Source organism: Streptosporangium sp. NPDC000095 (assembly GCF_042899335.1).
Classification (GTDB): Bacteria; Actinomycetota; Actinomycetes; order Streptosporangiales; family Streptosporangiaceae; genus Streptosporangium.
Map to the genome: position 1 here is coordinate 1,069,051 of NZ_JBIAZS010000001.1, position 12,702 is coordinate 1,081,752.

The following is a 12,702-nucleotide window of genomic DNA, read 5'->3' on the forward strand; positions in this document are numbered from 1 at the left end:
CCGCTGTGACCACAGAACGGCCCCCGGCGCGCAAGCGGCGCGCCGAGAGCTCGGAACGCGTCAGCGTCCTGTACGACATTCCCGGCCCCAGGGCCCGGATCCGCAACAACGTTCTCACCGTGCTCGTCATCCTCGCCGTGCTGTTCGCGGTGTACGTGATGGTGACCAAGCTCGGCGAGAAGAACCAGCTCAGCGCCGAGTTGTGGACGCCGTTCCTGCGCGGCGACGTGTGGATCAACCTGATCCTGCCCGGCCTGGTGAACACGCTCACCGCGGCCGCGGTCGCCGCCCTGATCGCGGTGCCCTTCGGGTTCGTCTTCGGCATCGGCAGGCTCTCCACGAACGCCTGGATCCGGCGCGCCGCCGGTGCGGTCGTCGAGTTCTTCAGGGCGATCCCGCTGCTGATCATGATCTTCGCGGTGATGTTCGGCGGCAGCGCGGTCTTCGGGCTCACCGTGACGCCGTTCTGGGCGGTGGTGATCGGCCTCGTCCTCTACAACGGCTCGGTGCTGGCGGAGATCGTCCGGGCGGGCATCCTGTCGATCCCCCGCGGGCAGAGCGAGGCCGCGCTCGCGGTCGGCATGCGTCCCGGCCAGGTGATGCGGATGATCCTGCTGCCGCAGGCGGTCACGGTCATGATGCCGGCGATCGTCGCGCAGCTGGTGGTCCTCCTGAAGGACACCGCCCTCGGCTTCATCGTGTCGTTCGAGGACCTGCTGAACGCGGGGGCACGCGTGCTGCCCTCCAACTTCAACAACATCATTCCCGCTGTGATCGTCATCGCGATCATCTACATCATCATCAACGTGATGGTGGGCGCCGTCGCCACCTGGCTGGAGAGACGGAGCCGTCGCAGCAGGAAGACCGCGGCCAAGCCGATCGCCCGGCCCGACTCGCCGACGGCGGTCGAGGACGGCCCCGGCACCCCCGCACCGTAGGAGTACTGAGCCGGATCGCGATAGTCGGAGCCAATGAGTGGCCGCGGCCTGGACGGTTTGGGGCACCGGATCACACTTGTTGGCACCAGGTAGGGAATTATCAGGCTATCGCTACTGATCCTTGCGATCGACGGACTGTGGCGGGGTACAGGACCCCTGTGCCCCGCGGCGGTCCGCCGGCGTGCCGGTCGACTCCGGACCTGGCCGGGAGGAGCGGGTTATGCGCAGGCGGCCGACGACATGGGCTCCCGTGCGTCACCGTGGTGAAAAAGTCGTTGCCGTCTGATCCCTTCTCCCACGGCACGAGCATGTAAGTACAGCAGCCGCTTTCGGACAAGCCGGTAGCCGACCTTTCGGAAACAGGCACATCGCCAACAGGAAACACACCCCGCCCAGGGAGGGAGGGTCCCGGAGCCGGTGCCGAGCTTGTCGCCTACCAGCAGACCAAGGCCGCTCAGTTCGCCCGCCTCACTGTCACCGCGACCCAAGGATCGAGATTGCGATCGAGCGCATGCAGGGCCCCGAGGCTGCGTCCGATGCCGTACGCCGCGACGGTCAAGGAGGCGACCAGCTTCACCCGGTCTCGCTTGAGGCTCGGGACCACGATGCCCACGGCCGCGACGACCCGTCCGTCGCCGACCCGGACGGGCACGGCGACGGAGCACGCCCCCAGGCTCATCTCCTCAGTCGTCGTGGCGTAGCCGTCGCGCTCGACGCGGCGCAGCTCGGCGACCAGACGTCCTGGCTGGGTCACCGTGTAGGGCGTGACCCGCGTGAGATTCTCGAGCACCTCGGCCCGCACGACCTCGGGCGCATAGGTGAGGAGGACCTTGCCCACGCCGGTGCAATGCATCGGCAGGCGGGATCCGACCGTGCTCACGATCGGTACGGACTGCGATCCGGCGAGCCGGTCGAGGTAGAGGACCTCGGAGCCGTCGCGCACCGCGAGGTGCACCGTCGCGAGCGTCGCCGCATAGATGTCGTGCAGAAACGGGGAGGCGATCTCGCGGAGACCCGTCTGCAAGGGCGCCAAGAGTCCGAGTTCCCAGATCCGCCGGCCGACGACGTACTCCCCCGACGACCGTCGAACCAGGGCACCCCAGTCCGTCAGCTCTGCCACCAGACGGTGCGTTGTCGGGAGAGGGATGTCCGCCCGGCGGCCTATCTCGCTCAGGGTCAGAGACCGGTGGTCGGCGTCGAAGGCACCGAGGACGGCCAGCAGCCGCGAGGCCACGCTCGCCCCGGGGTTCGAGGTCCGTCCGGCCATGAGCCGCCCTTTCATCCAGTGAAAGGCCATCCTCTCACTTCGCAGCTCACGAACCTAATGTCAGGAGCGTGAACGAACCCACCCTCGCGATGCAGGACGAGATCAGCCGCGAGATCGCGGCGATCTCCAAGGAGTACGGACAGTCGCGCCTCCCCCAGCCCGAGACCCAGCCGCGGCTCAACTATCCGCCCTATCGCAGCAGCGTCCTGCGCCACCCGACGAAGGACCTGCACCACGTCGATCCTGAGACGATCGAGCGGTGGGCCCCGTGCTTCGGCCCGCAGGACGTCGGTCCCCTCGAGGCCGACCTCACGATCCAGCACAGCGGCGAGCCGATCGGCGAGCGCATCACGGTGACGGGCCGCGTCGTCGACGGCGACGGACGCCCGGTGCGCGGACAGCTCGTCGAAGTGTGGCAGGCCAACGCCGGTGGGCGCTACATCCACAAGCGCGACCAGCACCCCGCGCCGCTCGACCCCAACTTCACCGGAGCCGGCCGGTTCCTGACCGGCGACGACGGGTCGTACACGTTCCAGACCATCAAGCCGGGCCCGTACCCGTGGAAGAACCACCGCAACGCCTGGCGCCCCGCGCACATCCACTTCTCGCTGTTCGGCACCGACTTCACGCAGCGTATGGTCACGCAGATGTACTTCCCGGGCGACCCCCTGTTCGCCCTCGACCCCATCTACCAGTCGATCACCGACGAGAAGGCGCGCGCTCGCCTCATCGCGACGTACGACCACGACCTGACGACGCCGGAGTGGAGCACGGGCTACCGCTGGGACATCGTCCTGACGGGCAGCCACCGTACGTGGATGGAAGACGAGAGCGAGGACCACGTATGAGCCCCCTGCCCCCCACGCCCGGCCAGACCGTCGGGCCGTTCTTCCACTACGCGCTCCCCTTCGGGGGAGACTCGGAGCTCGTGCCGGCCGGCAGCACCGACGCGATCCGCCTGCATGGACTGGTGGTCGACGGCGAGGGCACCCCCGTCCCCGACGCGCTCGTCGAGATCTGGCAGGCCGCTCCGGAGGGGACGATTCCCCAGCGGCCCGGCTCGCTCCACCGCGACGGCTGGACGTTCACCGGCTGGGGACGCTCGGCGACCGACGGCGCGGGACGCTACTCGTTCTCGACCCTCGTACCCGGCGCCACCGAGCCCGGCCGTGCACCGTTCTTCGCCGTCACCGTCTTCGCCCGCGGCCTGCTCAACCGGCTCTTCACCCGCGCCTACGTCCCGGGTGACCCTCGGCTGGCGGACGACCCCCTGCTGTCGTCGGTCGCGCCAGAGCGGCGGGGCACCCTGGTCGCCGAGGCCGACGCGACCGGCTTCGTGTTCGACATCCACCTGCAGGGGGGCCGCGAGACGGTCTTCCTGACCTACCCCGGTCATTGAGCGGCAGGCTGTCTCCATGACCGATCTCTTCTGGCCCGGCGACGAACGCGCGGGCGAGCTGATGTCCGACGCCTACCTGCTCCAAGCGATGGTGCGGGTCGAGGCCGCCTGGCTGAGCGCTCTCGTCGACGCCGGACTTGTTCCGGCCTCAGACGACGTCGACCTCACGGCTCTTGTCACGGCGGATGACGTCGAAGCGATCGCCCTGGGCGCGGAGTCCGGGGGCAACCCGGTCATCCCGCTCGTGAAGCTGCTGCGTTCACGCGTCGGCGAGGACGCGGCGGCGTGGCTCCATCGCGGACTCACGAGTCAGGATGTGCTCGACACGGCGCTGGTCCTGACCATGCGCCATGTGCTCGACCGCCTGCTGGACGAGCTGCGGGCGCAGGTCACGACCCTGTCGGTCCTGGCCGAGCAGCACGCGACCACACCCATGGTCGGTCGCACCCTCACACAGCACGCGGTGCCCACGACTTTCGGCGCCATCGCGGCGTCGTGGCTGGACGGCATCGTCGACGCAGCCGAGTCGGTCGTGGACGCGCGTGGCCAGCTGCCGGTCCAGCTGGGCGGCGCCGTCGGCACCCTCGCGGCGACGACGGAGCTCGCCGGCCTACGCGACCTCACCGATGCGCCCTCCGTGGCCGCCGAGGTCGTGGCGATCACGTCGGAGGCGCTCGGTCTTCGAACCCGCCGGCCCTGGCACACCTCGCGTGGTCCCCTGACCCGCACCGCCGACGCGCTCGTCGCGTGCACGGACGCCTGGGGACACATGGCGACCGACGTCGCGACCCTGTCCCGCACCGAGATCGGCGAGCTCGCCGAGCCGGCCGTCGACGGGCGTGGCGGTTCCTCGACGATGCCGCACAAACGCAACCCGGTGCTGTCCGTGCTCATCCGTCGCGCCGCCCTCGCGGCCCCGGGCCTCGGCTCGTCGATGCACCTGGCGTCCGCCATGGCAGGTGACCAGCGTCCCGACGGCGCATGGCACGTCGAGTGGGCGACGCTGCGCACCCTCGCGCGGCGCACCGTCGTCGCGGCCTCCCAGACGACCGAGCTCCTCGAAGGGCTGCACGTCGACACCGAGCGCATGCGCGCGACGCTCGACCACTCGGCGGACGACGTCCTGGCCGAGCGTCGCGGTGTCGCCGACCTACTCGACGCGAAGCACGACGACGACCCCACCACCTACCTCGGCTTCTCGGGCGACCTTGTCGTCGACGCGGTCGCCCGGGCCCGGACCTTCCTTGAGGAGAACGCGTGACCATCCCGCAGATCACCGCCGTCCGGCTCGGCGGCTCTCCCCGACTGCCGCTCCTGGTGCTCGGCCCCTCACTCGGCACGTCGGCCCGCACGCTCTGGTCGTCGACTGCCAAGCACCTTTCCGGCCATTTCGAGGTCATCGCGTGGGACCTGCCCGGCCACGGCACCAACTCGATCGTGGCTGAACCGTTCACGATGGCCGAGCTCGCCATCGGCGTGCTCGCGATGGTCGACGACGTGCTCGCCGAGCGCGACGCGGTCGATACCTCGTTCGTCTACGCCGGCGACTCCGTCGGCGGCGCCGTAGGACTGCATCTCCTGCTCGACGCACCGCAGCGCATCGACTCCGCCGTCGTGTTGTGCACCGGCGCCAAGATCGGTGAGGCTCAGGCCTGGCGCGATCGGGCCGCCACCGTCCGGGCGTCCGGCACTCCGGCCGTCCTGGAGAGATCGGCCTCCATCTGGTTCGCGGACGGGTTCCTCGAGCGCGATCCCGAGACCGGTGCCGCTCTGCTCCACGCACTGCAGAACACCGACGCCGAGGGGTATGCCCTGGTGTGTGAGGCGATCGCAGGCCATGACGTCCGTGACCGGCTCGCGGACATCCAGCAGCCCGTGCTGGCCATCGCCGGCCGTGAGGACGTTCCGACTCCCCCGGCGTCACTCGAGGAGATCGCCGATGGTGTGAAGAACGGTCACCTGGTCGTGCTCGACGGCGTCGCGCACCTCGCACCCGCCGAGCAGCCGGCCGAGGTGGCCCGACTGATCCTCGCCCACGCCTCGGGCGAGCCCCTGGTCGATGAGCCGCTGACCGTCGCCGAGGTGCGAGATGCCGGTATGAAGACCCGTCGCGAGGTGCTGGGTGACGCCCACGTCGATCGCGTCACCGCGTCGGCGACCGACTTCACGACCGAGTTCCAGGAGCTCATCACGCAGTACGCCTGGGGCTCGATCTGGACCCGCCCCGGTCTGGACCGACGCAGCCGCTCGCTCATCACCCTCACGGCCCTCGTCGCCCGGGGGCACCACGAGGAGTTCGCCATGCACGTCCGTGCCGCTCGCACCAACGGGCTGACCAACGACGAGATCAGGGAGCTGCTCTTGCAGACCGCGATCTACTGCGGCGTCCCGGACGCCAACACCGCCTTCCGCATCGCCCAGGAAGTCCTGGCCAAGATCGATCAGGAGCAAGCATGACCAGCGCCCACCTCTACGCGGCCGGCCGCACCCCCTTCGGCAGGTTCGGCGGGGCCCTCGCCGACGTGCGACCCGACGACCTCGCCGCGACGGCACTCACGGGCGTGCTCGCCAAGGCACCAGGCCTCGACCACACCGCGATCGGCGACGTCTTCTGGGGCAACGCCAACGGCGCGGGCGAGGACAACCGCAACGTCGGCCGCATGGCGGTGCTGCTCGCGGGGCTGCCCACCTCCGTCCCGGCGACGACCGTCAACCGGCTGTGCGGGTCGAGTCTCGACGCCGCGATCATGGCGTCGCGCGCGGTCGAGACGGGCGACGCCGACATTGTCGTCGCCGGCGGCGTGGAGTCGATGACGCGGGCCCCCTGGGTCCTTCCCAAGCCGGCCCGCGGCTTCCCGGCCGGCGACACGACCGCCGTCTCCACGACGCTGGGGTGGCGCCTGGTCAACGTGCGGATGCCGGCCGAGTGGACCGTCTCTCTCGGCGAGTGCAACGAGCAGCTGCAGAAGAAGTTCGGCATCAGTCGCGAGCGGCAGGACGAGTTCGCGGCCCGCTCGCACGAGCTGGCCGTGGCCGCTTGGGACGCCGGCTTCTACGACGCCCTGGTCACGCCGGTCGACGGCGTGGAGCTCACGCGTGACGAGTCGATCCGCGAGGACACCACACTCGAGAAGCTCGCGGGTCTCGAAACGGTCTTCCGAGTGGACGGCACCATCACCGCCGGCAACGCCTCACCGCTGAACGACGGCGCCTCCGCGCTGCTGATCGGCTCGGCCGAGGCGGCCGAGACGATCGGTCTCGATCCGCTGGCCCGGTTCGCCGGACGCGGCGTGCACGCGCTCGACCCGCAGGACTTCGGGTTCGCGCCGGTCGAGGCCGCCAACACCGCCCTCGCCCGCGCAGGCATCAGCTGGCCGGACGTCGGTGCCGTCGAGCTCAACGAGGCGTTCGCGGTGCAGTCGCTCGCGTGCGTCGACGCCTGGAAGATCGACCCGGAGATCGTCAACGTCAAGGGCGGCGCGATCGCCATCGGTCATCCACTGGGTGCCTCCGGAGCGCGCGTCCTCGGCACGCTGGCCCACCGCCTGGCCGAGTCGGGCGAGCGCTGGGGAGTCGCGGGCATCTGCATCGGCGTCGGCCAAGCTCTCGCCGTCGTGCTCGAGAACACCGGCTCGTCCAAGGGCGGGGTCCGATGACCACCATCGAGAGCTCGACGCTCGAGGCCGTCGCGGACATCGAGGACGGCTCCACAGTGCTGGTCGGCGGGTTCGGCATGGCCGGCATGCCGGTCGCGTTGATCGACGCCCTGATCGAGCAGGGCGCCACCGACCTGACCGTTGTGTCCAACAACGCCGGCAACGGTGACACCGGCCTGGCGGCGCTCCTCGCGGCCGGCCGCGTGAGCAAGATCGTGTGCTCGTTCCCGCGCCAGTCCGACTCCTACGTCTTTGACGGGCTCTACCGCGCGGGCAAGATCGAGCTTGAGGTCGTGCCGCAGGGCAACCTGGCCGAACGTATGCGTGCGGCCGGCGCGGGCATCGGCGCGTTCTTCTGTCCCACCGGCGTCGGCACCCCACTGGCCGAAGGCAAGGAAACCCGCACCATCGACGGGCGCGACTATGTCCTCGAGATGCCGATCCACGGCGACGTCGCACTCATCGGCGCCCACGCCGGCGACCCGATGGGCAACCTCGTCTACCGCAAGACCGCTCGCAACTTCGGGCCCGTCATGGCGACCGCCGCCGCGACGACCATCGCCCAGGTGACCCACATCGTCGCGACCGGCGACCTCGACCCCGAGGCCGTCGTCACGCCCGGCATCTACGTCGACCGCATCGTACAGGTCGCACAGGAGAAACCCACATGACCATCACCGTCAACGTCGACCGGACGATCGAGCGCGCCGACCGCGGACCCCTGAGCCGCGACGAGATGGCCGCCGCAGTCGCGCGCGACATCCCCGACGGATCCTTCGTCAACCTCGGCATCGGCCAGCCCACCCAGGTCTCCAACCACCTGCGTCCCGGCTCCGGTGTCGTCCTGCACACCGAGAACGGCATGCTCGGCATGGGCCCCGTCGCGGAGGGAGACGAGATCGATCCCGACCTCACCAACGCCGGCAAGGTCCCGGTCACCGAGCTCTCCGGTGCCTCGTACTTCCACCATGCCGACTCGTTCGCCATGATGCGCGGCGGGCACCTCGACGTCTGCGTCCTCGGCGCCTTCCAGGTCTCCGAGCACGGCGACCTCGCCAACTGGCACACCGGCGCCCCGGACGCCATCCCCGCCGTCGGCGGGGCCATGGACCTCGCCATCGGAGCCAAGAACGTCTTCGTGATGATGACCCTCTTCGCGAAGGACGGCTCGCCCAAGCTCGTCCCCCACTGCACCTACCCGCTCACCGGCCTCGCCTGCGTAAGCCGGGTCTACACCGAGTACGGCGCCTTCCTCGTCGGCCCCGACGGCGTCGTCGTGGTCAACACCTACGGCATCACCGTCGCGAAGCTGACCGACCGTCTGGACGTACCCGTCCGTCCTTTGGCCTCTGAAAGTTGAGCCGCCGCGTCGCAGTGATCAGTTCTACGGTCACAGCGGGATGGCTTTGCCGCAGGCGAGCTGGTAGGACTTGGTTACCTCGGGTAGAAGACGGTATGTCACCTGCTTCGGAGGTGAGCCGACGCGCACGAGAGTGGCCAGGAGCGTCCACGACGCGGGCCGGTCGGCCTTCACCCAGATGCTGGAGTACAAGGCCGCCCGGTACGGACGGACCGCGGTCATCGGATCCGGTGACCGCCCTTCCGTGTGACAGGCGGGTAAAAAAACCTCCGCAAGCCGATTTATGGCAGAGACCGGGCCAACCGCCCTCACCTCATCATTCCCACTGATCTCACGGCCCGTTCGGTTCACCGACGGCATATCTCCGATGACGCGAGCGTGATACCGGCGACACGCGACGGGTTATCGGGCAGGATTACGCCATGTCCCCCGAGCAGGTCGTCCTGCCGTACGCCACGTGGCCGTCGCCGGTCTCCACCTCCGACGTCGCCCGTTCCGGGCTGCGCCTCGGATACCCGACTGTTCTCGGCGAGGAGGTCTGGTGGACCGAGGACCGTCCCGCCGAGGGCGGACGGACCACCATCATGCACCGCAGCGCCGACGGAGCCCAGCGCGAGCTGCTGAGCGCGCCGTGGAGCGCCAGGACCAGGGTCCACGAGTACGGCGGGCGGTCGTACGCGGTGGTGCCCGGCGAGGGCGTGGTGTTCACCAACTTCGTCGACCAGCGCCTCTACCTACTGCCCGCCGGCGGTGAGCCCAGACCCCTCACGCCGGAGCCCGAGGAGCCGGCCGGCCTGCGCTACGCGGACCTGGTCGTCCACGACGGGCAGATCTGGTGCGTGAGGGAGCGTCACGACGACGGCCGGGTGAGCCGGTCGATCGTGTCCATCCCGCTGTCCGGCGAGGACGCGCCGCGCGAGCGGGCCGGCGGCCACGACTTCTACGCCTTCCCCACCCTCTCCCCCGACGGCGAGCACCTCGCCTTCGTCTGCTGGGACCACCCCCGGATGCCGTGGAACGGCACCGAGCTGTGGGTCTCCCGGCTCGCCGACGGCACCGCCTGGAAGGTGCGGGGCGGCGTCTCCGAGTCGGTGCTCGCCCCGCAGTGGCGTGACGAGCAGAGCCTCTACCTGATCTCCGACTGGTCGGGCTGGTGGAACCTCTACCTGGTCGGGATATACGGCACCGAGCCAAGGGCGCTCTACCCGGCGGAGGAGGAGTTCGCGGGTCCGCTGTGGCAGCTCGGCGCGGTGCCGTACGCACCGATGGCCGACGGGAGCCTCGCGGTCCTGCATGGGCGGGGCAACCTGCGTCTGGGGGTCTTCGACCCGGACAGCGGCGTGCTGAGCGACCTGGACGTGCCCTACGAGGGCTGGGACGCGGTGCTCGCCACCGACGGGCACGCCCTGGTCGGAATCGGGTACGGTCCCGCGCTGCCCCGGTCCATCATCCGGGTCGACACCGTGACCGAGCGGGTGGAGGAGCTCCGCAGGGACGTCAACGAGCTGCCCGACGCCGGTTACCTGCCACTCGCCAGGCCCGTGGAGTTCGAGACCCGGTTCGGGCGCGAGGTGCACGCGTTCCTCTACCCTCCGTCCAACCCCGAGGCGCGTGGCGAGGGCCCCGCGCCGTACGTCGTGTTCGTGCACGGCGGGCCGACCGGGCACAGTGTCGGCGCACTCGACCTGGAGAAGGCGTTCTTCACCAGCAGGGGCATCGGTGTGCTCGACGTCAACTACGGCGGTTCCACCGGCTACGGCCGCGTCTATCGCGAGCGGCTGCACGGTCAGTGGGGCGTGGTCGACGTCGAAGACTCGATCGCCGCGGCCGAGTGGCTGGCCGCGGAAGGTCTGGGCGACCCGGCGCGGATCGCGATCAGGGGCGGCAGCGCGGGCGGATGGACGGTCATGGCGGCCTGCTGCGCGTCCGAGGCGTTCGCCGGAGGTGTCTCCTACTACGGCGTGAGCGGACTCGCCAACTTCAGCGCGACCACCCACGACTTCGAGTCACGCTACGTCGAGTGGCTGATCGGCCCGGAGGATCCCGCCCTGTACGCCTCGCGCGAGCCCGTCGGCCAGGTGGCGGGGGTGAGCTGTCCCATGCTGCTCCTGCAGGGGCTGTCCGACCCGGTGGTCCCTCCGGCGCAGTCTCAGGCCTTCGTCGACGCTCTCACCGAACGCGGCGTCCCCTGCACCTACCTCACGTTCGAGGGCGAGGCCCACGGGTTCCGCCGCGCCGAGACCCGTAGTGCGGCCCTCGCCACCGAGCTCGCCTTCTACCAGCAGATCTTCCACTCCTGACCGGTCGGCGAGGTCAGCGGCTCAACGGGTTTTCAGCGGTTCGGCGGGGGCGACGGTTCGGCGGGGTCAGCGGGCGAACTCGGTGGCCCGCGATTCACGGACGACCGTGATGCGGATCTGGCCGGGGTAGGTGAGCTCCTCCTCGACCTGTTTGGCGACATCTCGGGCGATCACCTGGGCCTGGATGTCGTCGACCGCGTCGGGCTTCACCATCACCCTGATCTCCCGCCCCGCCTGCATGGCGAAGACCTTCTCGACGCCCTCATAGGAGGTGGCGATCTCCTCAAGCCGCTCCAGTCGCTTGACGTAGGCCTCCAGCGACTCGCGGCGGGCTCCGGGGCGGCCGCCGCTGATCGCGTCGGCGGCCTGGGTGAGGACGGCCTCGACCGTCTTGACCTCGACCTCGTTGTGGTGGGCCTCGATGGCGTGGACGACGTCCTCGTGCTCGCCGTAGCGTCTGGCGATCTCGGCGCCGATGAGCGCGTGGCTGCCCTCGACCTCATGGGTGAGCGCCTTGCCGATGTCGTGCAGGAGCGTGCAGCGCTTGAGCAGTGTCGTGTCGAGCCGCAGCTCGGCCGCCATGATTCCGGCGATGTGGGCGGACTCGATGAGGTGACCGAGCACGTTCTGGCCGTAGGAGGTGCGGTAACGAAGCTGGCCGAGAAGGGTGACCAGCTCGGGATGCATATCGGTGATGCCGAGCTCCACCAGGGCGTCCTCACCGGCGCGCACGCACAATTCCTGGACCTCCGCCTTGCTGCGCTCGTGGGCCTCCTCGATGCGCTGCGGATGGATGCGCCCGTCGAGGACGAGTTTCTCCAGGGTCAGTCGCGCGGTCTCCCTGCGGACCGGGTCGAAGCACGACAGCAACACGGCTTCCGGTGTGTCGTCGATGATCAGGTTGACGCCGGTGGTCGACTCGAAGGCGCGGATGTTGCGGCCCTCACGGCCGATGATGCGCCCCTTCATCTCGTCACCCGGCAGGTGCAGAACGCTCACCACGGACTCGGCGGTCTGCTCGGTGGCCACCCGCTGGACCGCCAATGTGACGATCTTGGTGGCGCGCTTCTCACCCTCCTTGCGGGCCTCGCTCTCGATCTCCCTGATGATCAGCGCGGCCTCGCGCTTGGCCTGGTTCTCGATCTCTCGGACCAACTCGGCCTTGGCCTGGTCGCTGGTGAGTCCGGACACCCGCTCCAGGATGGTCTTACGCTCCTCGGCGACCCGTTCGAGATCCTCACGGCGGTCGGCCAGCTCGACCTCCGTCTCGGCGAGCTTGCGGGCCCGGTCGGTCTGGCGCCTGGCCTCCTCGTCGAGACGCTGCTCCCGCTCGGCGAGCCGGTTCTCCCTGCGTTCGAGGTCGGACCGGAGCTCCTTGAGCTCGTACTTCAGGATCTTGCCCTCGGCCTCGGCCTCCTTGCGCATCTCCGCCGCCGCCTCGACCGCCGTCTCCGACTTGCGCAGGAGCTCTCCGGCGTCATCCCTGGCTCTCGCCCGAATGTCGGCGGCCTCGCGCCTGGCCTCCTCCAGATGGGTCTCGGCCTCGGCCTCCTGCTCGGGGGTGGGGCCCTTCTGCACGGGCCCGGCTCCACCGATACGACGCAGCAACACGACCAGCACGGCTGTCATCACGGCGAGAGCCACAACCGTCACTACCAACATGACGACCACGACCGGATCCATGCGCGCCTCACCTTCCTCGCGTCGCAAATATCAGGCACACGAGGGGTCACACGCACGGCACGGAAAGTCCAGGTGGCGGCGCTGTCGGGACAGAAGTGA

Annotated in this window: 12 protein-coding genes; 9 read left to right on the top strand and 3 right to left on the bottom strand. The window is 69.7% G+C overall.

Features of this window, described 5'->3' with window-relative positions:
* Positions 1-5: 5 nt before the first annotated feature.
* Entirely contained in the window at positions 6-938 is a 933-nt protein-coding gene (locus ACFY3V_RS04460) for an amino acid ABC transporter permease (RefSeq protein ID WP_389769883.1), read from the top strand.
* 454 nt (positions 939-1,392) lie between these two features.
* On the opposite strand, the gene ACFY3V_RS04465 is transcribed toward ACFY3V_RS04460, so the two are convergent.
* Positions 1,393-2,172, bottom strand: coding sequence for an IclR family transcriptional regulator (locus ACFY3V_RS04465; RefSeq protein WP_389769887.1), 780 nt, complete (start codon positions 2,170-2,172; stop codon positions 1,393-1,395).
* A 101-nt stretch (positions 2,173-2,273) separates the two neighbouring features.
* Here ACFY3V_RS04465 and pcaH point away from each other — a divergent pair, with 101 nt between their 5' ends.
* Genes pcaH through ACFY3V_RS04500 form a run of 7 tightly spaced genes read left to right on the top strand, consistent with a single transcriptional unit; the run spans position 2,274 to position 8,620 of the window.
* Positions 2,274-3,053 carry a protocatechuate 3,4-dioxygenase subunit beta gene (pcaH, locus tag ACFY3V_RS04470; protein ID WP_389769890.1) on the top strand — a complete coding sequence of 260 codons (780 nt, stop codon included), beginning with the start codon at positions 2,274-2,276 and terminating at the stop codon, positions 3,051-3,053.
* Entirely contained in the window at positions 3,050-3,604 is a 555-nt protein-coding gene (gene pcaG / locus ACFY3V_RS04475) for a protocatechuate 3,4-dioxygenase subunit alpha (protein WP_362898504.1), read from the top strand. Before pcaH ends, pcaG begins: the two co-directional genes overlap by 4 nt.
* 16 nt (positions 3,605-3,620) lie before the next feature.
* On the top strand, positions 3,621-4,865 hold the full coding sequence (locus ACFY3V_RS04480; RefSeq protein WP_389769893.1) for a lyase family protein: 1,245 nt from the start codon (positions 3,621-3,623) through the stop codon (positions 4,863-4,865).
* Complete coding sequence (pcaC, locus tag ACFY3V_RS04485) at positions 4,862-6,061, top strand: 4-carboxymuconolactone decarboxylase (RefSeq protein ID WP_389769896.1); 1,200 nt, start codon at positions 4,862-4,864, stop codon at positions 6,059-6,061. The genes ACFY3V_RS04480 and pcaC overlap by 4 nt, the downstream gene beginning before the upstream one ends.
* Positions 6,058-7,260, top strand: a complete 1,203-nt coding sequence (locus ACFY3V_RS04490; protein WP_389769899.1) for a thiolase family protein — start codon at positions 6,058-6,060, stop codon at positions 7,258-7,260. The genes pcaC and ACFY3V_RS04490 overlap by 4 nt, the downstream gene beginning before the upstream one ends.
* Entirely contained in the window at positions 7,257-7,931 is a 675-nt protein-coding gene (locus ACFY3V_RS04495; RefSeq protein WP_362898512.1) for a 3-oxoacid CoA-transferase subunit A, read from the top strand. The genes ACFY3V_RS04490 and ACFY3V_RS04495 overlap by 4 nt, the downstream gene beginning before the upstream one ends.
* Positions 7,928-8,620: a 3-oxoacid CoA-transferase subunit B gene (locus ACFY3V_RS04500; protein ID WP_362898514.1), complete on the top strand. Its 693-nt coding sequence runs from the start codon at positions 7,928-7,930 to the stop codon at positions 8,618-8,620. The genes ACFY3V_RS04495 and ACFY3V_RS04500 overlap by 4 nt, the downstream gene beginning before the upstream one ends.
* A gap of 30 nt (positions 8,621-8,650) precedes the next feature.
* Here ACFY3V_RS04500 and ACFY3V_RS04505 read toward each other — a convergent pair whose 3' ends face one another.
* The gene (locus ACFY3V_RS04505; RefSeq protein ID WP_389769903.1) at positions 8,651-8,842 is read right to left on the bottom strand and encodes a hypothetical protein; all 192 of its coding nucleotides are present in this window, start codon (positions 8,840-8,842) and stop codon (positions 8,651-8,653) included.
* Between the two features lie 200 nt (positions 8,843-9,042).
* On the opposite strand from ACFY3V_RS04505, the gene ACFY3V_RS04510 reads away from it, so the two are divergent.
* On the top strand, positions 9,043-10,920 hold the full coding sequence (locus ACFY3V_RS04510; protein WP_389769906.1) for a S9 family peptidase: 1,878 nt from the start codon (positions 9,043-9,045) through the stop codon (positions 10,918-10,920).
* A gap of 66 nt (positions 10,921-10,986) precedes the next feature.
* Here the strand turns inward: ACFY3V_RS04510 and rny are convergent, their stop codons facing one another.
* The gene (rny, locus tag ACFY3V_RS04515; RefSeq protein ID WP_350944636.1) at positions 10,987-12,603 is read right to left on the bottom strand and encodes a ribonuclease Y; all 1,617 of its coding nucleotides are present in this window, start codon (positions 12,601-12,603) and stop codon (positions 10,987-10,989) included.
* Positions 12,604-12,702: the final 99 nt, after the last annotated feature.